This window comes from Saccharopolyspora phatthalungensis (genome assembly GCF_014203395.1).
In the GTDB taxonomy this organism is placed as follows: Bacteria; Actinomycetota; Actinomycetes; order Mycobacteriales; family Pseudonocardiaceae; genus Saccharopolyspora; species Saccharopolyspora phatthalungensis.
The window spans coordinates 1,226,270-1,248,219 of sequence record NZ_JACHIW010000001.1 but is presented as its reverse complement, the minus strand read 5'-3'; the positions used below and the strand labels follow the sequence as shown (position 1 = coordinate 1,248,219).

The 21,950-nt window shown below is 69.1% G+C and carries 22 protein-coding genes; 16 read left to right on the top strand and 6 right to left on the bottom strand.

Translation table 11 applies throughout. From position 1 onward, the window contains the following. Positions 1–129 precede the first annotated feature (129 nt). From BJ970_RS05530 to BJ970_RS05520, 3 genes are all read left to right on the top strand, one after another. Complete coding sequence (locus tag BJ970_RS05530) at positions 130–1,152, top strand: nucleoside triphosphate pyrophosphohydrolase (RefSeq protein WP_184724584.1); 1,023 nt, start codon at positions 130–132, stop codon at positions 1,150–1,152. 122 nt (positions 1,153–1,274) lie between these two features. Further along, complete coding sequence (locus BJ970_RS05525) at positions 1,275–2,054, top strand: lytic murein transglycosylase (RefSeq protein WP_312864128.1); 780 nt, start codon at positions 1,275–1,277, stop codon at positions 2,052–2,054. An 81-nt stretch (positions 2,055–2,135) separates the two neighbouring features. Further along, positions 2,136–2,936, top strand: a complete 801-nt coding sequence (locus tag BJ970_RS05520; RefSeq protein ID WP_312864127.1) for a lytic transglycosylase domain-containing protein — start codon at positions 2,136–2,138, stop codon at positions 2,934–2,936. A gap of 61 nt (positions 2,937–2,997) precedes the next feature. On the opposite strand, the gene BJ970_RS05515 is transcribed toward BJ970_RS05520, so the two are convergent. Then, entirely contained in the window at positions 2,998–3,375 is a 378-nt protein-coding gene (locus BJ970_RS05515; RefSeq protein ID WP_184724581.1) for a tetratricopeptide repeat protein, read from the bottom strand. Positions 3,376–3,635: 260 nt separating this feature from the next. Between BJ970_RS05515 and eno the strand changes: the two genes are divergently transcribed. Genes eno through BJ970_RS05500 form a run of 3 tightly spaced genes read left to right on the top strand, consistent with a single transcriptional unit; the run spans position 3,636 to position 5,980 of the window. Beyond that, a complete protein-coding gene (gene eno / locus BJ970_RS05510; protein WP_184724578.1) occupies positions 3,636–4,922 on the top strand; it encodes a phosphopyruvate hydratase in 1,287 nt (428 codons plus the stop codon). 3 nt (positions 4,923–4,925) lie between these two features. Then, positions 4,926–5,459: an FtsB family cell division protein gene (locus BJ970_RS05505; RefSeq protein ID WP_184724575.1), complete on the top strand. Its 534-nt coding sequence runs from the start codon at positions 4,926–4,928 to the stop codon at positions 5,457–5,459. Between the two features lie 2 nt (positions 5,460–5,461). Next, a complete protein-coding gene (locus tag BJ970_RS05500; protein ID WP_312864126.1) occupies positions 5,462–5,980 on the top strand; it encodes a DUF501 domain-containing protein in 519 nt (172 codons plus the stop codon). Here BJ970_RS05500 and BJ970_RS05495 read toward each other — a convergent pair. Then, positions 5,964–7,604 (bottom strand): acyl-CoA dehydrogenase family protein, encoded by a 1,641-nt coding sequence (locus BJ970_RS05495; protein WP_184724572.1) that lies wholly within the window; start codon positions 7,602–7,604, stop codon positions 5,964–5,966. The two genes, BJ970_RS05500 and BJ970_RS05495, sit on opposite strands and share 17 nt — an antisense overlap. 197 nt (positions 7,605–7,801) lie before the next feature. On the opposite strand from BJ970_RS05495, the gene BJ970_RS05490 reads away from it, so the two are divergent. From BJ970_RS05490 to BJ970_RS05460, 7 genes are all read left to right on the top strand, one after another. Then, positions 7,802–9,475: a lytic transglycosylase domain-containing protein gene (locus tag BJ970_RS05490; RefSeq protein WP_184724570.1), complete on the top strand. Its 1,674-nt coding sequence runs from the start codon at positions 7,802–7,804 to the stop codon at positions 9,473–9,475. A gap of 184 nt (positions 9,476–9,659) precedes the next feature. Then, positions 9,660–10,613, top strand: coding sequence for a Ppx/GppA phosphatase family protein (locus BJ970_RS05485; protein WP_184724567.1), 954 nt, complete (start codon positions 9,660–9,662; stop codon positions 10,611–10,613). Positions 10,614–10,819: 206 nt separating this feature from the next. Continuing rightward, entirely contained in the window at positions 10,820–12,448 is a 1,629-nt protein-coding gene (locus tag BJ970_RS05480; protein ID WP_184724564.1) for a peptide ABC transporter substrate-binding protein, read from the top strand. 72 nt (positions 12,449–12,520) lie between these two features. After that, complete coding sequence (locus BJ970_RS05475; RefSeq protein ID WP_184724561.1) at positions 12,521–13,447, top strand: ABC transporter permease; 927 nt, start codon at positions 12,521–12,523, stop codon at positions 13,445–13,447. Beyond that, a complete protein-coding gene (locus BJ970_RS05470; protein WP_184724558.1) occupies positions 13,440–14,411 on the top strand; it encodes an ABC transporter permease in 972 nt (323 codons plus the stop codon). The genes BJ970_RS05475 and BJ970_RS05470 overlap by 8 nt, the downstream gene beginning before the upstream one ends. 12 nt (positions 14,412–14,423) lie before the next feature. Continuing rightward, the gene (locus BJ970_RS05465; protein WP_221467045.1) at positions 14,424–15,434 is read left to right on the top strand and encodes an ABC transporter ATP-binding protein; all 1,011 of its coding nucleotides are present in this window, start codon (positions 14,424–14,426) and stop codon (positions 15,432–15,434) included. After that, positions 15,427–16,434: an ABC transporter ATP-binding protein gene (locus tag BJ970_RS05460; protein WP_184724555.1), complete on the top strand. Its 1,008-nt coding sequence runs from the start codon at positions 15,427–15,429 to the stop codon at positions 16,432–16,434. The genes BJ970_RS05465 and BJ970_RS05460 overlap by 8 nt, the downstream gene beginning before the upstream one ends. Positions 16,435–16,510: 76 nt before the next feature. Here the strand turns inward: BJ970_RS05460 and BJ970_RS05455 are convergent, their stop codons facing one another. The 4 genes from BJ970_RS05455 to BJ970_RS05440 all read right to left on the bottom strand — a co-directional run bounded on the left by BJ970_RS05455 (position 16,511) and on the right by BJ970_RS05440 (position 20,187). Beyond that, complete coding sequence (locus BJ970_RS05455) at positions 16,511–16,750, bottom strand: helix-turn-helix transcriptional regulator (protein ID WP_184724552.1); 240 nt, start codon at positions 16,748–16,750, stop codon at positions 16,511–16,513. Between the two features lie 16 nt (positions 16,751–16,766). Further along, entirely contained in the window at positions 16,767–17,603 is an 837-nt protein-coding gene (locus BJ970_RS05450; RefSeq protein ID WP_184724505.1) for an ABC transporter permease, read from the bottom strand. Then, positions 17,600–18,490, bottom strand: coding sequence for an ABC transporter ATP-binding protein (locus tag BJ970_RS05445; RefSeq protein WP_246471224.1), 891 nt, complete (start codon positions 18,488–18,490; stop codon positions 17,600–17,602). The genes BJ970_RS05450 and BJ970_RS05445 overlap by 4 nt, the downstream gene beginning before the upstream one ends. Before the next feature lie 221 nt (positions 18,491–18,711). Continuing rightward, positions 18,712–20,187 (bottom strand): S10 family peptidase, encoded by a 1,476-nt coding sequence (locus tag BJ970_RS05440; RefSeq protein ID WP_184724499.1) that lies wholly within the window; start codon positions 20,185–20,187, stop codon positions 18,712–18,714. A 73-nt stretch (positions 20,188–20,260) separates the two neighbouring features. On the opposite strand from BJ970_RS05440, the gene BJ970_RS05435 reads away from it, so the two are divergent. The 3 genes from BJ970_RS05435 to BJ970_RS05425 are packed head-to-tail and all read left to right on the top strand — an operon-like array spanning position 20,261 to position 21,657. Beyond that, the gene (locus BJ970_RS05435) at positions 20,261–21,007 is read left to right on the top strand and encodes a uracil-DNA glycosylase (RefSeq protein WP_312864430.1); all 747 of its coding nucleotides are present in this window, start codon (positions 20,261–20,263) and stop codon (positions 21,005–21,007) included. A 57-nt stretch (positions 21,008–21,064) separates the two neighbouring features. Next, entirely contained in the window at positions 21,065–21,346 is a 282-nt protein-coding gene (locus BJ970_RS05430; protein ID WP_184724493.1) for a type II toxin-antitoxin system RelE/ParE family toxin, read from the top strand. An 11-nt stretch (positions 21,347–21,357) separates the two neighbouring features. After that, complete coding sequence (locus BJ970_RS05425; protein ID WP_184724490.1) at positions 21,358–21,657, top strand: HigA family addiction module antitoxin; 300 nt, start codon at positions 21,358–21,360, stop codon at positions 21,655–21,657. Positions 21,658–21,950: the final 293 nt, after the last annotated feature.

The window sequence follows — 21,950 nt, the reverse complement described above, 5'->3', positions numbered from 1 at the left end:
TCCAGGGAACCGTTCGTCGTCGCCGGCCCGGCAGGGTCCGCTGAACCACTCGATCGTCCACCGGGCGCGGCGGGCGACGCTTCGGAGCCCGTGCCCACGGCCAGGGGCACGGCTTGGGACAATCGCAGCATGAGCGACGAAGTCCGGGTTGCCGAAGGTTCTGCCGTCGTCGTGGTCGACGACCGGCTTGGCGAAGTCCTACCGGCCGCCGCGCTGTCGCTGCTGCGCAGCGCGGCCGTCGTCTACGCCGAACCCGGTCTCGCGCCCGCCACGCGTGCGGCGCTCGATGTTCCCGCACCGCCTGCGGCGGCCGATCTGCTGGCGCAGGCGGTGCAGGAGCCGGTGGTGCTGATCGTTGGCGAACTCGCCTCCGCCGCGGCTGACGGCCTATGTGCCGCCGGTGCCCGGCTGGTCACCGCCCCGGCTCCGGCCGGGATCGAGCTGTTGGACGCGGTGACGGTGATGGACCGATTGCGCTCGCCGGGCGGTTGCCCCTGGGATGCCGAGCAGGACCACGACACGCTGCGGCAATACCTCGTCGAGGAGACCTACGAGCTGCTCGACGCGATCGAGCACCGCGACCGGGAGGCGTTGTGCGAGGAACTAGGTGACGTGCTGTTGCAGGTCCTGTTCCACGCGCGGGTCGCGACCGAGGACCCGGCCGATCCGTTCGGCATCGACGCGGTCGCCGCCGGGCTCGTCAGCAAACTCGTGTCGCGGCATCCGCACGTCTTCGCCGACGGCCCGGCGGTGCTGGATGCCGAGTCGCAGCACACCCGCTGGGAAGAGCTGAAGCAGCAGGAGAAGCAGCGAGAGTCCATTGTGGATGGAGTGGCGTTGGGGCAGCCGGCGGTGGCCCTAGCGGCCAAGCTGGTGCAGCGCGCGAACCGCGCCGGGATCCCGGCGGATGCGATGCCGCGCGGTGAAACCCCCGGCGACGTGTTGTTCGGTGCCGCCGCGCAGGCGAAGCTGACCGGGCACGACCCGGAGGACCAGCTGCGCTCGGTCGCGCTGGCCTTCGCCGAGCGGATCCGCTCGGCCGAGCGGCTGGCCCGCGAATCCGGCCGGAAACCGGCGGAGCTTTCGGCGGCCGACTGGCGCGAGCTGATGTCCGGTTTGCCGGGTCCGGCGGGTGCGCGCTCGGAAACGTGACGCACACCGCTCGCGGGCGCATCGGCTGACGAAAACGCGGCTCGCGGCGATGACTGTTGATGGGGTTTGCCCGGCTGAACTCGGCGCCCCGGTGCGTCCGCGTGGGGAGAGGGAGGAGTCTCGTGCCGCGTCGGTTATGGATGTTGTTGGCGCCCGCGTTCAGCCTGCTGGCTTCTTGTGCGCCGCCGTCGACAGCGCCGCATGCCGGCGGCGGATTCACGCTGCCGTCGGCGGTCGCGCCGCCCGACCGCGGGGTCGACCCGCCGCCGGTGCAACTGCTCGCGCCGGGCGGCCCGCCGGTGCCGCCCGAAGCCCGGCCGCAGCGGCAGCTCTCCGGCTGGGCCGAATCGATGGCCGACGAGCTCAACATCCCGCGCGCCGCGCTCCAGGCCTACGGCTACGCGCAGCACGTCATCGCCGCGGACCGGCCGGACTGCGGAATCAGCTGGTCGTTGCTTGCCGGGATCGGCGCGGTGGAATCCAGCCACGGTCGCCACGGCGGGGCGCGGCTGGACGTGACCGGGCGGCCGAGCCGTCCGATCATCGGGCTGCCATTGGACGGAAGCTCCGGGGTCAAGCGCATTCCCGACACCGACGGCGGCGCGCTCGACGGCGACCAGGCGTGGGATCGCGCGGTCGGGCCGCTGCAATTCATCCCGACCACGTGGCGCACGTGGCAGGTCGACGCCGACGGCGACGGCGTCGCCGATCCGCAGGACATCGACGATGCGGCCCTCGCCGCCGCCAACTACCTGTGCAGCGAGGGCGGGCATCTCCAGGACCCGGAGCGGTTCTGGTCGGCGTTGCTGACCTACAACGAGAGCCGCAGCTACGGCCAGGAAGTGCTGGATTACGCCGACTACTACGGCAAAACGAGCCGCACGCTCCCGGCCGAGGGCTAGCCGGGCGGCGTAATCCGGGTCTGCGGGGACCCACTGATCGGCCCCTGGAGCCCGGAGCTACCGACGAGTAGCGTGGGCGGCGTGATCAAGAACACGTCCCCGATGTCCGCCGCCTTCGAGCGGCTCGGCATCGCCGTGGCGCTGTTGGCCGCGATGGTCACCGGCGTCGGGCTGATCAGCGTGTTCGGCGAGCCGCCGAAGGCGCCGGTGGCCGGACCGCCGCCCGACCAGGAGCTGGAACCCGCGCCCGTGGCTCCCGGCTCGGTCGCGCCGCTGGTCGAGGAATTCCTCCCGCAGCACGGCCCGGGCGGGGACCCGGTGCGGCAGTGGGCCGACCAGGTGGCGGCTGTGGTGGACATCCCGGCCCGTGCGATCGTCTCCTACGTCAACGCGGACCTGGCGATGCGCGAACACCAGCCCGGCTGCAAGATCTCCTGGGCGACCCTGGCCGGCATCGGGCGCATCGAATCCGATCACGGCCGCTACGGTCGCCGGTTGCTGCGCGAGGACGCCCGCCCGTCGGCCCCGATCATCGGGGTGCCGCTCAACGGCGCACCGGGAATCCGGCTGATCCCGGACACCGACGGCGGCGCGCTCGACGGCGACCCGGTGCACGACCGCGCCGTCGGGCCGATGCAGTTCATCCCGTCGACGTGGCGGAAGTGGGCGACCGACGGAAACGGCGACGGGCTCGGCGATCCGCAGAACCTGGACGACGCCGCGATGACCGCGGCGCGCTACCTCTGCACGGGCAGCCGGGACCTGACCACCGGTACGGGCTGGTGGTCAGGCGTCCTGTCGTACAACAACTCGGTGGAGTACGGCCAGAAGGTCTTCGCCCTAGCCGAGTCCTACGCCGAAGCCGGCAACCGCCGCCGCTGACGCGCGCCAGCGGTGTCGCTATGACGACTGCGGACGCCTTGCGACTGCGAACTCACCGAGGTCAGATCCCGCGGGTGGCGATGTGGGCGTTGATCTCGCCCAGTGCTTCTTGATATGCGGGCACCGGGTGCATAGTGGCGGCCAGCCTGATCTGGGCCCGTGCCTCGTTCAGCCGGCCCTGGCGTTGCAGGGTGCGGCCCAGCACCAAGCGCGCGTAGTGGTCCGACGGATCGAACTCCAGCACGCGCAGAAACGCGTGCTCCGCGCGGCGCAGCTGGGCCGAGAAGTAGTAGGCCCGACCGAGCAGCAACTGCACGCTTGGTTTGTCGGCGGCGAAGTCGAGCACGGGTTCTAGGACGCGGAGAGCTTCCAGCGGACGGCGCTGCGCGAGCAGTTCCTCTGCCCGGCGGAACGCTTCAACGGTGCCTTTGGTCGTCATGGCCGGGACAACGTTACGTGCCGATCGGCTGTTCCGAGACGTCCGTCCGGATGGTATTCCGGCTGATGCCCACGATGCGGACGCCGGACCGGCACCGGCTCGCCGGGGCCATCCGCGGATGGCATGCGAGCCTGCGTCCGCGGCTCTACCGGCCCGGTTAGGCTCGTAGGCGGTCGTCGGGCGTTCGGCCGGTTCGCTGCGTGCGGGAACGCCGAGACGGTTCGCAACGTCCATAGTTCAAAGGCTGGTTAGGAGCACACGTGGCGATCATCGAGCAGGTCGGCGCCCGCGAGATCCTGGACTCCCGCGGGAACCCCACCGTCGAGGTCGAAGTGGCTTTGGAGGACGGCACGCTCACCCGCGCTGCGGTCCCCTCGGGCGCCTCGACCGGCGAGCACGAGGCCGTCGAGTTGCGCGACGGCGACGCCGCCCGCTACGGCGGCAAGGGCGTGGAGAATGCCGTCGCGGCGGTGCTGGACGAGATCGGCCCGGAGCTGTCCGGGCTGGACGCCACCGAGCAGCGCGTGGTCGACCAGAAGCTGGTCGACCTGGACGGCACGCCGGACAAGTCCCGGCTGGGCGCCAACGCCATCCTCGGCGTGTCGCTGGCCGTGGCCAAAGCCGCCGCCGAGACCTCCGGGCTGGAGCTGTTCCGGTACGTCGGCGGGCCGAACGCGCACGTGCTGCCGGTGCCGATGATGAACATCCTCAACGGTGGCGCGCACGCCGACACCGGCGTCGACGTCCAGGAGTTCATGATCGCGCCGATCGGCGCGGACACCTTCTCCGAGGCGCTGCGGTGGGGCGTGGAGACCTACCATGCGCTGAAGTCGGTGCTCAAGGCCAAGGGCCTGGCGACCGGCCTGGGTGACGAGGGCGGGTTCGCCCCGGACCTGCCGAACAACCGCGAGGCGCTGGACCTGATCGCCGCTGCGGTCGAGAAGGCGGGTTACAAGCTGGGCCGCGACATCGTGCTGGCGCTGGACGTCGCCGCGACCGAGTTCTTCTCCGAGGGCGCCTACACCTTCGAGGGCGCCAAGCGCACCGCCGAGCAAATGGCGGAGTACTACCAGGAATTGCTCGGCGCCTACCCGCTGGTCTCCATCGAGGACCCGCTTGCCGAGGACGACTGGGAGGGCTGGACCAAGCTGACCGAGCAGGTCGGCGGGCAGGTGCAGCTAGTCGGCGACGACCTGTTCGTCACCAACCCGGAGCGCCTGGAAGAGGGCATCAGCCGGGGCGCGGCGAACGCCCTGCTGGTCAAGGTCAACCAGATCGGCACCCTGTCGGAGACCCTGGACGCGGTCAGCCTGGCCACCTCCTGCGGCTACAAGAGCATGATGAGCCACCGCTCCGGCGAAACCGAGGACACCACCATCGCCGACCTGGCCGTCGCCACCGGCTGCGGCCAGATCAAGACCGGTGCCCCGGCCCGCAGCGAGCGCGTCGCCAAGTACAACCAGCTGTTGCGCATCGAGGAGGCCCTTGGTGACGCCGCCCGCTACGCGGGCGAGCTGGCCTTCCCGCGGTTCACCTCGGAGAGCTGAGCCATGCCGGTCGGGCGCGCATCGGATCAACAGCGGCGAAACCACCGGGGCGAGCCCCCGGCGGAGCGCCGCGGCGAGCGCGCCCGCCGCGATGGGGCCAGGAGCTCGGGGAAGCGGCCGGGTCGGCGGGCGCCGACCCGGTCCCGTCCCAAGTCCAGCACTGGAGGAGCGTTCAAGCTTTCCTCGACCAGGCGGGCCGCGGGCCTGGCCATGCTGGTCTGCGTGATGGCGCTGAGCGTGTCGGTGCCGCTGCGCACCTATCTGAGCCAACATGCCGAGCTGGCCGCGCAAGAGCAGCAGCAGGCCGACCTGACCCGGCAGGTCCGGGAGCTGGAACTGCGCAAGCAAGAGCTTTCCGACCCGGCGCAGGTGGAAGCGGAAGCGCGGGCCCGGCTGGGCTACGTCCGGCCGGGCGAGACGCCCTACATCGTGGAGGTCCCGGCCCCGGCCGCGCCGCCGCCTCCCACCGCATCCGCCGACGATGGCGTGCCGTGGTACGAAAACCTCTGGAATTCGGTGATGGGAAAGGGATCTTGACGGTGAACTCGGGCGTGCCGGTGATCGGCGATGCGGATCGGGAGTGCATCCGGCGGCAGCTCGGTCGGCCGCCGCGCGGGCTGCACGCGATCGCGGCGCGCGACGCGACCGGTGATCCCACCGTGGTGCAGACCAAACCTCGGCTGGAAGACGGCACGCCGTTTCCGACGCTGTACTACCTGACCGCGCCGCAGCTGGTGGCGCACGCGTCCACCTTCGAAGCCGAGGGCCTGATGCGGGAAATGACCGATCGGCTCGCCGAGGACCCGGACCTTGCGAAGCGCTACCGCCGGGCGCACGAGTCCTACCTCGCGGAGCGTGACGCGCTCGAATCGCTGGGCACCCGGGTCAGCGCCGGCGGCATGCCGGACCGGGTCAAGTGCCTGCACGTGCACATCGCCCACGCCCTGGCCAAGGGGCCGGGCGTCAATCCGTTCGGCGACGAGGCGATCGACCTGATCGCCGAACGCTGGCCCGAACACCGCTACCTACTTGGCGGCGATTTCAACGGCTTCCGTTGAAATCGCCCAGCAGGATCGTCGGTGCGATCCGGTCGAGGAGGGCGCGGGCGCCCGGGATCGAAGTCGCACCAAAGGTGCGGCCGGGAGCGACGAGCCGCGTAGCGGTGAACGCCTCGGCTACCGGCGCGGGCGCGTAGCGCAGCAGCAGCGACGCCTGGAGCGTCAGCGCCAGGAGTTCCGCGAGGCCTCGCGCCCGTTCGGGCGCAGGCGCGGCGAGCTCGCCGCGGAGCCGCCGCAGCGCGGCATCGTAGTCGGCATTGCCGCCGGAGGCGGCGTCGAGCTCCACGAAAACAGCGTCCAGAGTGGACGGTTGCTTGTCGAGTGCGCGCAGCAGATCCAGCGCGGTGACGTTGCCCGATCCTTCCCAAATAGAGCTCAGCGGCGCTTCTCGGTACAGCCGGGGCATCCCCGATTCTTCGACATAGCCGTTGCCGCCCAGGCATTCCAGCGCTTCCGCGACCACCGCCGGGCCGCGCTTGCAGACGTAGTACTTCGCCGCCGGCAGCGCCAAGCGCAGCAGGTCGTCCTCGCCGTGTTCGACCGCCGCCGCCAGTCGCATCGCCAGCGTCGTCGCGGCTTCCGACTCCAGTGCCAGGTCCGCCACGACGTTGCGCATCAACGGCAGGTCCGCTAGGCGCCGGCCGAACGCGCTGCGGTGCTGCACGTGGTGGGCCGCCTCCGACAGCGCGATCCGGATGTTCGCAGCCGCGCCGAGTACACAGTCGAGCCTGGTCATCGACACCATCTCGATAATGCAGCGAACCCCGCGTCCCGCTTCGCCGATCAGCTGGCCGATCGCCCCGGCGTACTCGATCTCGGCCGACGCGTTGGACTTGTTGCCCAGCTTGTCCTTCAACCGCTGCAGCCGGATCTCGTTGCGGCTGCCATCCGGCAACACCCGCGGCACCAGGAAGCAGCTCAGCCCGCCGGGTGCCTGCGCCAAGGTCAGGAACAGGTCGTTCATCGGTGCCGATGTGAACCATTTGTGCCCGACGATCCGGTAGCTGCCGTCGGCAAGCGGTTCGGCGGTCGTGGTGTTGGCCCGCACGTCCGAGCCACCCTGCTTCTCCGTCATCGACATGCCGGCCAGCAGCGCCGTCTTCTCCATCGGCGGGCGCAGCCCGAACTCGTAGGCGGACGCGGTGAGCTTCGGCTCGTACTGATCCGCCAACGTCGGCGCGTACCGCAGCGCGGGCACGGCGGAGTACGTCATGGAGATCGGGCAACCGTGCCCGGCCTCGACCTGCGACCACAGGTAGAAACCGGCCGCGCGCCGCAGGTGCGCGCCCGGTCCCTGCGTCCACGGCGCGGCGTGCAGGCCGTGATCGATCGCGCGCGACATCAGCCAGTGCCAGGACGGGTGGAAGTCGACCTCGTCGATCCGGCTGCCGTAGCGGTCGTGGGTGCGCAGTTCGGGCGGGTGTTCGTTGGCGAGCCGACCGTGCTCGCGCGCTGCGGCCGAGCCCGCCTCCCGTGCGAGCGCGGTGAGATCACCGACGGCGTAGAGGGTGAGCGCGGCGCCGAGGGCCGGATCGCAGGCCAGTGGGTCGAAGCCGGCCAGTGGCGGTGGCTGGTTCGCCACCCGGTGGGTGCTGAATGCGGGCGGCTCGTCGATGAGCGTCATGTTCGGAGGGTAGGCACAAACACCGCGCGAAAAGCCCGGAGTCGATGCGATTGCGCGCCCGTCGGGAGCAACCGGGCGGGCGGTTGAGGCGTTCACCAGTCGGACGGGTGATGTGTCGGTTCGCTATCCGGCGTTCTTCTAACCGGTGGTGTATCCAGGGATCCGTCTCGGTTTGTCCGGTGATGTTCGGTCTGGGGATGTGGCTAGTGACGGCTCGCAAGAAGCGCCACGGCAAGCACGAGTGGAAGACGGCTCCGCGGCTCTGCGGGGCGGCACGACGAAAGGCGCGCAAGTGGGTTGCGGTGACTGCGCTGACCCCGGTGTTGCTGCTACCGGCCACGCTGATGGGCGCGCCCAGCTTGTTTCTGGCCGCCCCGCAAACACCGGCCGGCGAGCGGGATCCGCGCGACCTCGGTGCCGGCGGGCGTCTTCCGCAGGCTCCGTGGCTCAGCACTGAGGTGCTGGAACGGGCGGCCGACCCGCAGCAACTCGCCACCGGAGCGGGTCCGCAGGTGGACCTGCCGGTCGGGTCGCTGGGCATTCCGCAACCGGTGCTGGCCGCCTACGTCCAGGCCGCGAACCAGGTGGCTCGTTCCGACCGGGGCTGCGGGTTGCACTGGTCGGTGCTGGCCTCCATCGGCCGGATCGAGTCCGGCCACGCCCGCTCCGGCAGCATTGACGTGCTCGGCACGACGGTGCGGGCCGTCCTCGGCCCGCGGCTTTCCGGTGGCGCGGACATCGCGGCCATCCCGGACACCGACGGGGGCCGCTACGACGGTGACCCGGTGTGGGACCGGGCGGTCGGGCCGATGCAGTTCATCCCGTCGACCTGGCGCAAGTACGCCGTCGATGGCAACGACGACGGGGTCGCCAGCCCGCACAACATCCACGACGCCAGTCTCGCGGCGGCGCATTACCTCTGCGGCGGGGGCGGCGACCTGACCAACTCGCGGGATCTCGCGGCGGCGGTGTTCCGCTACAACCATTCCGACAGTTACGTGCGGACGGTGCTGATCTGGGCGGCCGCGTATGCGAAGGGCGTGACGCCGACGCCGTCGGAGCTCGCTCCGGAGGTCGACGACGTGCTCAAGGGCGAGCGACTGCTGGACGGTCCGGCGGTGCTGGCCTTGGCACCGCCACCTCCCGCACCGGCACCCGGCCCGGCACCAGCTCCGCCGGCCTCGCCCGTGCCCGCCGAACCACCGCCCCTGGCGCCGACATCGAGCCCAGTGGTGCCACCACCGGCGATCAGCGTCGAGCCGCCGGAGATCCCGGCGCCGTCGCCGCCGAACCTCACCCCGCCCGAAACGACCACCCCGCCTGGCGCGATCTCCCAGCCCGGCACTCTGCCGGGCTGGTCCCAGCCCGACTCGCCGCCGGGTTCGAACCAGCCGGGCACGCCACCTGGTTCGACACAGCCCGGTCCGCCACCAGGTTCTACAGATCCCGGCACTCCGCCGGGGTCGAACCAGCCGGGCAGTCCGCACGGGTCGTCACAGCCGGGCACTCCGCCGGGATCGACGCAGCCCGGCACTCCGCCGGGTGCGACGCCGCCCGCGACGACTCAACCGGGGACTCCGCCCGAGACCTCGGCGCCGCCGGCGTCCGCGCCCGGCAGCACCGCGCCGCCATCGGAATCGGCGAACCCGCCGAGCCCGACGCCGAGCGCGCCGTCGAAGACCTGCGATCCGGCGGTGCTCGGCGCCGGTCAGTTCGCCGCCTCGGAGCAGTCGTCGGGCACGAATCTCCAACCGGGGGCGAGTGATCCGCACCGTGCCGTGCCCGGCCAGACCGTATATGTCCAGTCCGAAACCGCGGTGCTGCTGGAACCCTGCGTCGTTCCGGACGGATTCACCGCACCGCCCCGGTGATGCTCCGCCGATAGCCAACCTTGAGTCTTTCGGGCAGTCATGTCTGCCCGAAAGGCTCGCTGCCGCGTTCGGCGCCGCGCCTTGGGGACGTGGCTTCCGGCGGGCCGATGGCGGCTAGCGGCGAGCGGTAGCGTGAAACAGTGGGCACGCGCTGGGCGTCGCCCGTCGAGCGAGGAGGACGCAGATGCCACGGGTTGCGGCGATCGACTGCGGGACGAACTCGATCCGCCTGTTGGTGGCCGATGTGATGGTGCATGACGACGGTCGGCACGACCTGCGCGACGTCCACCGGGAGATGCGGATCGTCCGGCTCGGCCAGGGCGTGGATGCCACCGGACGGCTCGCCGACGAAGCACTGGAGCGCACCCGCGCGGCATTGGTCGACTATGCCGCGATCGCCGCTCGCAAGGGCGTCGAGCGGATCCGCATGGTGGCCACCTCGGCCACCCGCGACGCGTCCAATCGCGAGGATTTCTTTGCGATGGTGCGGGAAACCCTCGGGGTCGAGGCCGAAGTGATCACCGGTGACGAGGAGGCCCGGCTGTCGTTCACCGGTGCGGTCGGCGACCTCGACCCGGCGGACGGGCCGTTCGTCGTCACCGACATCGGCGGCGGCTCCACCGAATTGGTCGTGGGCACCTGGGACGGCGCGAAAGCCGACATCGCCGCGGCGTATTCCGCTGACGTCGGCTGCGTGCGGTTGACCGAACGCTGCCTGCGCAGTGACCCGCCCACCGACGAGGAGGTCCGGGAGGCCGAGAAGGTGTCCCGGCAGATTCTCGACGAGGCGTTCGCCGCGGTGGACTGCTCGGGCGCGCGCACTTGGGTCGGGGTGGCAGGCACGGTGACCACGTTGTCCGCCATCGCGCAGGGATTACCTGAATACGATCCCGCGTCAATTCACCTTTCCCATATTTCCCAGACTCGCATCGAACAAATCACCGAAAGCTTGCTTCGGATGGCGCATGACGAACGTGCCGCGATCGGTGCCTTGCATCCGGGCCGAGTGGATGTGATCGGGGGAGGCGCGCTGGTCGTGAAGGTGCTCGCGGACGAATTGGCGGAACGTGCCGGCATTTCCGCGATGACCGTCAGCGAGCACGACATCCTGGATGGGATAGCCTTGTCTATCAGCTAGTTCTCGGTATGTGGATGGTCTATTCCACCTTTTGGGTGACGCTTCAACTGGATCGAGTCAGAAAGTGACGGCTTTGTGACAGGGCATTGCCGTGAGCTGGTTCTCACTTATGTTTACGCTCATCTGACGCGGCGGTGAATGTTCCGCCGCGCGTGATGACCCAGGTAAGCAAAATCTGGGGCGCGCGTGGAATCGGGAGGACCTACATGCGAAAGGGACGTTTGGCCGCTATGGTCGCGGCCCCGCTCGCGGTGGCGCTGATCGCCACCGGCTGCGGCGGGGGCGGCAGCGGCTCGGGAGAGGACGGCTACATCACCCTGAATTGGGCTGAGCCGGAGAATCCTCTGGTCCCAGGCAACACCACCGAGGAAAACGGCGGCTTCATCATCGACGCCCTGTTCACCGGCCTGGTGCAGTACCGGGCAAGCGACCTCAAGGTGGAGAACGCGGTCGCGGAGTCGATCGAGAGCACCGACCACCAGAACTACACGATCAAGTTGAAGCCGGGCTGGACGTTCCACGACGGGACCCCGGTCCAGGCCCACAACTTCGTGGACGCCTGGAACTACTCCGCCTACGGTCCGAACGGCTTCCAGGGTGCGAGCTTCTACGAGCAGATCGACGGCTACGACCAGATGCAGTCGAAGGACCCGGACGGCGACGGCCCGGCGCACGCCCCTAAGCCGGCCGCGGACAAGTTGTCCGGCCTGCACGTGATCGACGACAACACCTTCACGGTCCGGCTGAAGTCGCCGTTCACGATCTTCCCGGTCCTGCTGGGGTACTCCGCCTACATGCCGCTGCCCGACTCGTTCTTCAAGGACCCGAAGGGCTTTGAAACGCATCCGATCGGCAACGGGCCGTTCAAGTACGAGTCCCGCACCCCGAACACCGAGCTCAAGGTGGCCGCCTACGACCGGTACGCGGGTGCCAACAAGCCGCAGATCAAGGGCGCCACGTTCAAGGTCTACGACCAGCTCGACGCCGCGTACCAGGACTTGGTCTCCGGCAACCTGGACTTCCTGGACGCGATCCCGGCCTCGGCGCTGGTCGGCGACAAATGGAAGCAGGACCTCGGCGACCGCGCCAAGCAGAAGCCGGGCCTGCTGACCCAGAACCTGGGCTTCCCGATCTACGACCCGAAGTTCAAGAACCCGTTGGTCCGCAAGGCGATCTCGATGTCGATCGACCGCAAGACCATCACCCAGCAGGTGTTCTCCGGTGGCCGTGACCCGGCGGACGGCTTCGCCACCCCGGCGGTCGACGGGTACCGGCCGGCGCAATGCGGCGAGGCCTGCGAGTTCAACCCGGCGAAGGCCAAACAGCTTCTGCAGGAGGCCGGCGGATTCCCGGGCGTGCTGACCGTGGAGACCAACGCCGACGGCGGGCACAACGAGTGGGTCCAGGCCGTGGCCGCCAACATCAAGCAGAACCTCGGCATCGAGACGCAGTTCGTCCCGACCCCGACGTTCGGCGAGTTCCGGCAGAAGGCCAACGCGTTCAAGTTCTCCGGCCTGTTCCGAACCGGCTGGAAGGCCGATTACCCGAACCTGGAGACCTTCCTGACGCAGCTGTACCGGACGGACGCTTCGTCGAACGACTACAAGTACAGCAACCCGGCGTTCGACGCCGCGCTGGACCGGGCGAACGCGGCCCCGACGGTGGAGGCGGCCACGGCCGCCTACGGGGACGCGGAGAAGCTGCTCGGCGAGGACTTGCCGGTCATCCCGCTGTGGGTGCAACCGGTGCAGTACGGCTTCTCCGAGCGGATCGCCCAAGGCGAGGTCAAGGCTTACCGTGAACTCGACCTGACCACGGTGCGCCTGAACCAGTGAAACCGCGCCGGTGCCCGGCCCGCCGCGACCCGGCAGGCCGGGTAGCGCGCTGGCTGTGATGAGGAGGCCCGAATGGGTCGCTACGTGTTGCGGCGGCTGCTGCAACTGGTCCCGGTGTTCATCGGGACCACGCTGATCATTTACCTGCTGGTTTGGGCGATTCCGGGCGACCCGTTCGCCGGCAAGTGCGGTGACCGGGGCTGCCCGCCCGCCTACATCGCTGAAATGCATGAGAAGTACAACCTGAACGACCCTTTGATCGTCCAGTACTTCAAGTACCTCGGAAAGCTGCTTACGGGTGATTTCGGCGAAACCTACGCCGGGGTGCAGGTCGGGACGCTGATCCAGCAGGCGTACCCGATCACGATCAAGCTGGCGCTGGTCGCGTTGATCATCGAGGGGGTCATCGGCCTGCTGGCCGGCATCCTGACCGGGCTGCGCGGCCGCGGGTTCCTGGACAACCTGGTGCTCGTGTCGACGCTGTTCCTGATCTCGCTGCCGGTGTTCGTCACCGGTTTCGTGCTGCAGATCGTGCTGGGCAGCGAACTCGGCATCATCAGACCCACGGTGAGTTCGAACCCGTCGATCGGGGAATTGATCGTGCCCGGCTTCGTGCTCGGCTCGTTGTCGATGGCCTACGTCGCCCGGTTGACCAGGACCAGCATGATGGAGAACCGCCGCGCCGACTACGTGCGAACCGCGGTGGCCAAGGGCCTCGGATCCCGGCGCGTCGTCGGCGTGCACCTGCTGCGCAACTCGGTGATCCCGGTTATCACGTTCTTGGGCACCGACCTCGGCACCCTGATGGGCGGCGCGATCGTCACCGAGGGCGTGTTCAACATCCGCGGCATCGGGGGGCTGATCTACAAGGCGATCCTGACCAAGGAAGGCACCACGGTGACCGGCATCGTCACCCTGCTGGTGCTGGTCTACCTGCTGATGAACCTGCTCGTGGACATTCTCTACGCGGTTCTCGACCCGAGGATCCGATATGACTGACCAAAGCGCTTCCAGCCTGGTCTCCGGCCCGTCCCCGACGGGGCCGGAGGCGCCGATGCCGGAGACCCCCGGCTCGACCGGAACCAAGCCGGACAAGCCCCGCGGCCTGTGGGGCGACGCATGGCGGGACCTGCGCAAACGTCCGCTGTTCATCATTGCCTCGGTGCTCATCGTGGTGCTGCTGTTCATCGCGGCGTTCCCCGGCCTGTTCACCTCGGTGGACCCGTCCTGGGTGGACCTGTCGAAGTCCCGGCAGAAGCCCTCCGCCGCGGCGTGGTTCGGCTACGACAACCTCGGTCGGGACATCTTCGCCAGGGCGATCTACGGGACCCGGACCTCGATCTCCGTCGGCCTGCTGGCGACGTTGTTGACGGTGCTGCTCGGCGGCACGATCGGCATCATGGCCGGCTACTTCGGCGGCTGGTTGGACAACGTGGTGTCCCGGTTCTCCGAGATCTTCCTGGGGCTGCCGTTCGTGCTCGGTGCGATCGTCATCCTGACGACCTTCAACGCCGCGGTGGTCACGCCCAGCGCGCCGCGGATCATCGCCCAGGTGGTGCTTTCCATCGCGGTGCTGTCCTGGCCGATCGCGATGCGCATCATGCGATCCGCGGCGATTTCGGCCAGGCAGCAGGACTACGTGAAGGCGGCTCGGGCGCTCGGGGCCGGCGCGCCGCGGATCATCCTGCGGCACATGCTGCCGAACTGCCTGGCACCGGTGCTGGTGTATTCCACGATCGCGTTGGGCGGGTTCATCGGTGCCGAGGCGACGTTGTCGTTCCTGGGCATCGGCCTGCGCGACCCGGTGGTGTCGTGGGGCGTGATGATCGCCGAGTCGCGCTACTACATCCAGGCCGCGCCGCATCTGCTGCTGTTCCCGGCGGCGTTCCTGGTGGTCACGGTGCTGGCGTTCGTGATGCTCGGCGACGCCGTGCGCGACGCGCTCGACCCGAAGCACAGGTAGGGAGAAACCGCTTTGTCTACTGTGGACAAAAAGGCCCCGGCGGAGCGGCTGCTGGAGGTCGAGGACCTGCACGTGGAGTTCCGCACCCGGGACGGCGTGGCCAAGGTCCTCAACGGCGTCAGCTATCACGTCGACGCCGGTGAAACCCTCGCCGTGCTGGGCGAGTCCGGCTCCGGCAAGAGCGTCACCGCGCAGACCATCATGGGCATCCTGGACATCCCGCCGGGCGTGATCACCGGCGGGGCGATCCGGTACCGCGGCGAAGACATGCTCAGCGCGTCCGACGATCGGCGCCGCGAACTGCGTGGCGAATCGATGGCGATGATCTTCCAGGACGCGCTGTCGGCGCTGAACCCGGTCTACACCGTCGGGTTTCAGATCGCCGAGCAACTGCGCACCCGCCGCGGCATGTCCCGGAAGGACGCCACCGCCAAGGCCGTCGAACTGCTGGACCAGGTGCAGATCCCGAACGCCAAGCAGCGCGCGAAGGAATTCCCGCACCAGTTCTCCGGCGGCATGCGGCAGCGCGCGATGATCGCGATGTCGCTGGCGCTGGACCCGGACCTGCTCATCGCCGACGAGCCGACCACCGCCCTGGACGTCACGGTGCAGGCCCAGATCATGGACTTGCTCGATCAGCTGCGCCGAGACCGCGGCATGGGGCTCATCCTGATCACCCACGACCTGGGCGTGGTCGCCGAGGTCGCGGACCGGATCGTGGTGATGTACGCGGGGCGGATCGTGGAGGCCGCGGACGCGTATTCGCTGTACCGGCAGCCGGGTCACCCGTACACCGAGGGCCTGATGCGGTCGATCCCGCGACTGGACCTCAAGGGGCAGGAGTTGGAGACGATCAAGGGGCTGCCGCCGAGCCTGCTGGCGGTGCCTGCGGGTTGCCCGTTCCACCCGCGCTGCCCGCGAGCCGAGCAACGGTGCCGCCAGGAGGTTCCGGGTTACCACCAACTGGGTCTGGGGCGGGCCAGCGCCTGCCACTTCGCGGAGGAGTTGATGAGCCGTGGCTGACGCGATCCTCCAGGTGCGGGACCTGGTCAAGCACTTCCCGGTCACCCAGGGCGTGGTGTTCCGGCGCACGATCGGGCAGGTACGGGCCGTCGACGGGGTGTCGTTCGATCTCAACCGGGGCGAAACCCTCGGCGTGGTGGGCGAATCCGGCTGCGGCAAGTCGACCCTGGCGCAGGTGCTGATGCGGCTGGAGAAACCGACCAGCGGCAGTGCCCTGTTCGAAGGCCGGGACATCTTCCAGATGCGCGGCGCCGAGCTCCGCAAGTTGCGCCGCGACCTGCAGATCGTGTTGCAGGACCCGTACACCTCGCTGAATCCGCGGCGCACCGTCGGCGACATCGTCGGGGAGCCGTTCGAGATTCACCCGGAGGTGGCGCCGAAGGGTGAGCGGCGGCGCAAGGTGCAGGAGCTGCTGGAGGTGGTGGGGCTCAACCCGGAGCACATCCAGCGCTATCCGCACCAGTTCTCCGGCGGTCAGCGGCAGCGCATCGGCATCGCGCGGGCGCTGGCGCTGCGGCCGAAGGTGATCATCTGCGACGAGCCGGTGTCCGCGCTGGACGTCTCCATCCAGGCGCAGGTGATGAACCTGCTCGGTGAATTGCAGCAGGAGTTCGGACTGTCGTACGTGTTCATCGCGCACGACCTCGGGGTGGTCCGCCACCTGTCGGACCGGGTGGCGGTGATGTACCTGGGCAAGGTCGTGGAGATCGGCTCGGACGAGCAGATCTACGAGCACCCTCAACACCCGTACACCCAGGCGCTGCTGTCGTCGGTGCCGGTGCCGGACCCGGCGATGCGGGGCCGGCGCGAGGTGATTCGCCTGACCGGCGACGTCCCGAGCCCGGCGAACCCACCGTCGGGCTGCCGCTTCCGCACCCGCTGCTGGAAGGCGCAGGACATCTGCGCCGAGCGGGTTCCGGAGCTGAAGGTCCGCCTCGGCACCCATCCGGCTGCGTGCCACTTCGCCGAAGAACGACCCCGCGTCGTGTCCGCCACGTGAGTTCCACCAGGTGCGGGGCGCCCTTGACCAACCCGGTCAAGGGCGCCCCGCGCGCGTCGATCCGACCTGCTGAACCTCAGGCGGAGCGTTCTCGGGTGCCGATCCGGGGGAACGGCCGGATCGAGAACACCACCTCCACCGGGACCTCGAAGTGCTCGGCGATGCGCAGCGCCAGATGCAGACTCGGGCTGTACTCGCCCCGCTCCAGGTACCCGACCGTCTGGTAGTGCACGCCGAGCGACTCGGAGAGCTCCCGGCGGGAGATCCCGCGTTCGGCCCGCAGCATCGCGATGCGGTTGTAGATCGTCTCGCTCATGTCTCCTCCGCCGGCATCACCGCACGCGCTGCATGGCCTTCTCGCGCCGCGCGGCCACGCTCGATCCGGACTCGCGCCGGGCCATCCGGCGCAGCACCATCGGAGCCACCACGAACCCGATCACGGCCCACAGGCCGAGCACCCCGACGGTCTCCAGGTGCCGCCAGGACTCGCCGATCTCGGCGGCGGCCAGTCCGTCCGGCAGCAGCGCCGAGCGCATACCGAGCCCCAGCCAGTACATCGGGAACGCCTGCGCGATCCACTGCAACCATTCCGGATACCCGGTGATGGGGTAGAAGATCCCGGATATCGCGATCAGCCCCATCATCGGCAGCATGATCAGACCCATGCTCCGCGGGTTGGCGAACAGCGAACCGATGATCGCCCCGATCGGCATCGTCGCGACGAGCCCCAACACCAGCACCCAGGCCAGGGTCAGCCATGCCCCGACACCGGTGGACAGGCCGTCGAACATCAGCAGGCCGGGCACCAGGATGACCGCGAGGCTGAGCAGCGACATGCCGCCGACCAGCGTGATCTTGCCGATCAGGTAGCCGAGCATGCCGTCCGGGGTGGCCTTGGCGCGCAGCAGGGTGCCGTCCTCGCGCTCGACCGTCAGCTGCTGGGCGACCGTGATCAGCCCGGAGAATCCGATGTTCATGCCGAGGACGCCCGGCAGCGTCATCGCGCCCAGCGAGAAACCGCCCACAGTGGACCCGCGCTGGAAGGACATCACCACCAGCAGGATCACGGTGGGGAACAGGTAGCCCCACAGGTCCTGCGCGGTGGTCAGGGTTTGGCGGAACTCGATCCAACCCCGGTGCAGGCCCGTGCGCACCGCGTTCGCCTTCATCGGGTGGCCTCCTCGGCGCCGAAGGTCAGTGCGGCGGCGTCGCCGTGCCCGGATTCGTGGGCGCGCACCATCGCCATGTAGGTGTCTTCCAGGGTGGCCCGGCGTACCTCAAGGTCGCTGATCGCGTCGCCGTGCTGCGCGAACAGGTCCCGCACGAACCGGGTCGCGTCGGCGGCCGAGTGCACGAAGCGCTGGCCGTCGCGGGTCCATTTCACCTCCGACTCGGCGGCCACCTGCCGGGATAGCTGGTCGGCCGAGCCGTCGGCGACGATCCGGCCGCCGGCCAGGATCAGGATGCGGTCGGCCAGCTTCTCGGCCTCGTCCAGGTCGTGCGTGGTGAGCAGGATGCCGGTGTTGTCATCGTCGGCGAGCCGATGCACCAGGTCGTGGAACTCGCGCCGGGCCTGCGGGTCGAAGCCGACGGTGGGTTCGTCCAGGAACAGCAGTTCCGGGCGGCCGACGATGCCGATGGCGACGTCGAGCCGGCGCCGCTGGCCGCCGGAGAGCTGCCCGGACCGCTTGTCCGCGTGCTCGGTCAGGCCGACCGCCGCGATCAGTTTGTCGATGTCCCAGGGCCTGGGGGCGCCCTCGGTGGAGTACGGCGCGTAATAGCTGCCCAGGTGCGCCAGGAGTTCCCGCACCCGCCACTTGCTGTGGTCGCGCCAGGATTGCAGCACGACGCCGAGCCGGGCCCGCCAGTGCTCGTCGCCGTGGGCCGGATCGGTGCCGAGGACCTCCACGTGGCCACCGGAGCGCATCCGGAAGCCCTCCAGGATCTCGATCGTCGTGGTCTTGCCCGCCCCGTTCGGCCCGAGCAGCGCCACCACCTCGCCGCGGCGCGCGGTGAAGCTGACGCCCTTGAGGACGTCGGTCGTGCCGTATCGCATCCGCAAATCGCGGACGTCGAGCACGGCATCCGCGGCGGGTAAGTGCACCGGTGGCGGTGGTGCCTCCGATTGGTCAGCGACTGTCATGACCCCAGTGCCTTCCGTAGTAGAAGTAGATCCCCATGTAGCACACATGCTACATGGGGCGCGATCTCTACGTCTAGCGCGCTCGAGGTCGGCGGACCGGCGGGGGCCGTCTGCTCACTCGGGGAGACCATCCACTATGGACGGCCTTCGGTCACGAATTCCGCCAGGTCCGCGGATTGCTGGAGCCGGGATTCCTCGTGCACGTACATCATGTGACCCGCCGGGTAGTAGCGGACGTCGATGTTCTCCCGCAGCCGCTCGGGAATCGGCAGCTGGGCGAGCACGTGCTCGGCCGCGAAGTACGGGGTCGCGCCGTCGGTGTAGCCGCAGCCGACGTGGATCCGCAGGTGCGGATTCGCCTGGATCGCCGCGCCGAGCTTGTCGACGACGGACACGCTCGCGCCCTCGAACTCCTTGTAAGACCAGGGGTATACCCGGCTGGACAGCGTCTCGTACGGCAGGTCGCTGGCGTAATCGAGCTCTTCCCGCACGTAGTGGTTGATCGCCGCGGCGTAGGAGCCACGGATGCCGGAGATGCTGGGGTCGTCGGTGAAACGCTCCCCGGCGGCGTCCGGCTCCCAGCCGGTGAACCGGCCGTCCATCCGGCCGACCGTCTGCCGCCGGTCGCGCAGCAGCTCGGTGAAGAACCGTACGTGCTCGATGCGCATGTTGACGCGGTCGACGTAGTCCTCGGACAGCCCGGACAGCTCGGCGACCCGCCGAACGATGTCCTCGCGTTCGGCAGGGCTCAGCCGTGCACCGCGCGCCAGTGCCCACGGGTAGTCCTCGGCGGCGAACTTCTCGGCCTCGTCCAAGACCTCCCGCAGCGGCCGGTCGCCGTGCTTGCCGTGGTAGTGCGCGATCGCCGCGTACGTCGGCAGGTAGAGGGAGTACGGCAGGTCGTTGCCCCCGGTGAACCGGATCGTCCCCATGTCCAGCACGGACGAGATCAGCAGCAGGCCGTTCGGATACAGCCCGTACCGCGACTGGAGGTGCTCGGCGAGCGCCGCGGCGCGCAGCGTGCCGTAGGACTCGCCGGCCAGGTACTTCGGCGACATCCAGCGGCCGTTGCGGGTGGTCCACAGCCGGATCACCTCGGCGATCGACTCGATGTCCCGCTGGTAGCCGTGGAAATCGCCCGGCGTGCCGCCCTCGACCGCCCGCGAGTATCCGGTGGACACCGGGTCGATGAACACCAGATCGCTTTGCCGCAGCAGGGTTTCCGGGTTGTCTGCCAGCCCATACGGCGGGGGCGCCAGGTCGCCGGCGTCGCCGGAGAGCACCCGGCGGGGGCCGAGCAGTCCCAGGTGCAGCCACACGCTGGAAGATCCAGGACCGCCGTTGAACGCGAACGTCACCGGCCGGGTGCCGGGCTCGGCGTCGGCCACATAGGAGGTCAGGAACACCTCCGCCTTGGGCTTGTACCCGTCGAACTTGCCGTCGGTGTGGACCTCTTCGCGCAGCACGATCCGGCCGGTCGTGGCGGTGTAGGCCAGCTCCGCGCCGTCCACGGTGACGGTGTGATGGGTGCTGACCAGATCATCGACCGGCTCGGCCGGGGTGGTGGCGCCCTGGTTGACCTCGTCGGTCTTGTCCTCGCTGCCTGACATGCCGCCCACATTACGTGCCATCGAACGGGTTATCTGTCACTTTTGGGACGTGCCCGACGTGACCTCCCAGCTGATCGCCGATCCGGTCGAGGATCCCGCCACCGCCGCCCCGAGGGCCGAGCGCCTCGCCGACCTCGACGAGCGGGTCACCCGCTGCATCGCCTGCCCGCGCCTGGTCGGGTGGCGGGAAGAGGTCGCGCGGGTCAGGCGCGCGGCGTTCCGGGACCAGCAGTACTGGGGCCGACCGGTGCCCGGCTTCGGCCCACCCGACGCGGCGATCGCGATCGTCGGGCTGGCACCCGCCGCGCACGGCGGGAACCGGACCGGCCGGATGTTCACCGGCGACCGCTCCGGTGACGTGCTGTACCGGGCGCTCTACGACGTGGGCCTGGCATCGCAGCCCGAAGCCCGGCACCTCGGCGACGGTTTGACGTTGCACCGAACCAGAATCACCGCGCCCGTCCGGTGCGCCCCGCCGGCCAACAAACCGACGCCGGCCGAGCGGGACACCTGCCGCCACTGGCTCGCCCGCGAACTCGGCCTGCTGCGCCCGACGCTGCGGGTGATCGTGGTGCTCGGCGCTTTCGGCTGGCAGGCCCTGATGCCGGTCCTGAGGGACACCGCCTGGCAGTTGCCCAGACCCCGCCCGAAGTTCGGCCACAATGCCCACGCGGAACTGCCCGCCGCCGACGGCGGCGCCCCGCTCCACCTCCTCGGCTGCTACCACGTCAGCCAGCAGAACACCTTCACCGGCAAACTCACCCCGGAGATGCTGCGCTCGGTACTGGACCGCGCGAAGGAACTGGCAGGCTTTCGCTGAGGTCCGGCACTGCCAGTCGCATAACGCTTGCCGTTATTAACGTGCTACGTTAAACTGATGCTGCGATCTTTCGCCGACAAGGAGACCGAGCGCGTATGGCACCGTCGCCGTTCACGGGTCCTCGCCCCGAATGTCCAGCGAGCGGCTCTGCGTAAGCTCGCCATCCTCGATGCTGCGGAGACCGTGGAGGACTTGCGCATCCCTCCTGGTAACCGATTGGAGAAGCTGAGTGGAGATCGGGTCGGCCAGTACAGCATCCGGATCAATCAGCAGTGGCGCATCTGTTTCGAGTGGACGCCTGCCGGGCCAGAGAACGTCGAGATCGTGGACTACCACTGAAGGGAGCGAAGATGTCTGACGAGATCGTCATGCCGCCGGTTCACCCTGGGGAGGTCCTGGCTGAGGAATATCTTGAGCCCCTTGGCGTGACCCAGCACCGGCTGGCCGTCGCGATCGGCGTTCCGCCGCGCCGCATTAACGAAATCGTCCACGGCAAACGCGGGATCTCCGCTGACACGGCGCTGCGGCTAGCGCGGTTTTTTGGCACGTCCGAACGGTTTTGGCTCAACCTGCAGTCTCGTTACGACCTGGAACGACAGAAGGGCGCCCTCGCTGACACGCTAGCCCGCATTCAGCCACTGTCGGCCTGACTTCCTTCCGGCGCTGCTTTGGTACGGGCGCTGTTTCGCCCGCTGACCTCAAACACAATCACTCCTGGCGGTATAGCGGCTGTCAGACCACCCGGTTCTCTGGTTTGCGAGGGGCCGGGTCTCTTTGTGCCTGGGCTAATGGGTCCTTGAGGCGATCCTTGTGACCGCGCGGAGAGATCAGGCGAAGGCGGCGGGTGACTTCCGTAAACCCGTTCACGTATAGAACACCTTCACCGGCAAACTCACCCCGGCGATGCTGCGCTCGGTGCTGGAGCGCGCGAAGCAGCTGGCAG

Bases quoted from the DNA above. Each gene is read 5' to 3' on its own strand.
- BJ970_RS05505 (WP_184724575.1), top strand. From the start codon at position 4,926: ATGCCGGTCGGGCGCGCATCGGATCAACAGCGGCGAAACCACCGGGGC.
- BJ970_RS05475 (WP_184724561.1), top strand. From the start codon at position 12,521: ATGGGTCGCTACGTGTTGCGGCGGCTGCTGCAACTGGTCCCGGTGTTC.
- BJ970_RS05480 (WP_184724564.1), top strand. From the start codon at position 10,820: ATGCGAAAGGGACGTTTGGCCGCTATGGTCGCGGCCCCGCTCGCGGTG.
- BJ970_RS05485 (WP_184724567.1), top strand. From the start codon at position 9,660: ATGCCACGGGTTGCGGCGATCGACTGCGGGACGAACTCGATCCGCCTG.
- BJ970_RS05425 (WP_184724490.1), top strand. From the start codon at position 21,358: ATGTCTGACGAGATCGTCATGCCGCCGGTTCACCCTGGGGAGGTCCTG.
- BJ970_RS05430 (WP_184724493.1), top strand. From the start codon at position 21,065: ATGCTGCGATCTTTCGCCGACAAGGAGACCGAGCGCGTATGGCACCGT.
- BJ970_RS05445 (WP_246471224.1), bottom strand. From the start codon at position 18,490: ATGCGATACGGCACGACCGACGTCCTCAAGGGCGTCAGCTTCACCGCG.
- BJ970_RS05490 (WP_184724570.1), top strand. From the start codon at position 7,802: ATGTGGCTAGTGACGGCTCGCAAGAAGCGCCACGGCAAGCACGAGTGG.
- BJ970_RS05455 (WP_184724552.1), bottom strand. From the start codon at position 16,750: ATGAGCGAGACGATCTACAACCGCATCGCGATGCTGCGGGCCGAACGC.
- BJ970_RS05440 (WP_184724499.1), bottom strand. From the start codon at position 20,187: ATGTCAGGCAGCGAGGACAAGACCGACGAGGTCAACCAGGGCGCCACC.
- BJ970_RS05470 (WP_184724558.1), top strand. From the start codon at position 13,440: ATGACTGACCAAAGCGCTTCCAGCCTGGTCTCCGGCCCGTCCCCGACG.
- BJ970_RS05495 (WP_184724572.1), bottom strand. From the start codon at position 7,604: ATGACGCTCATCGACGAGCCGCCCGCATTCAGCACCCACCGGGTGGCG.
- BJ970_RS05450 (WP_184724505.1), bottom strand. From the start codon at position 17,603: ATGAAGGCGAACGCGGTGCGCACGGGCCTGCACCGGGGTTGGATCGAG.
- BJ970_RS05515 (WP_184724581.1), bottom strand. From the start codon at position 3,375: ATGACGACCAAAGGCACCGTTGAAGCGTTCCGCCGGGCAGAGGAACTG.
- BJ970_RS05530 (WP_184724584.1), top strand. From the start codon at position 130: ATGAGCGACGAAGTCCGGGTTGCCGAAGGTTCTGCCGTCGTCGTGGTC.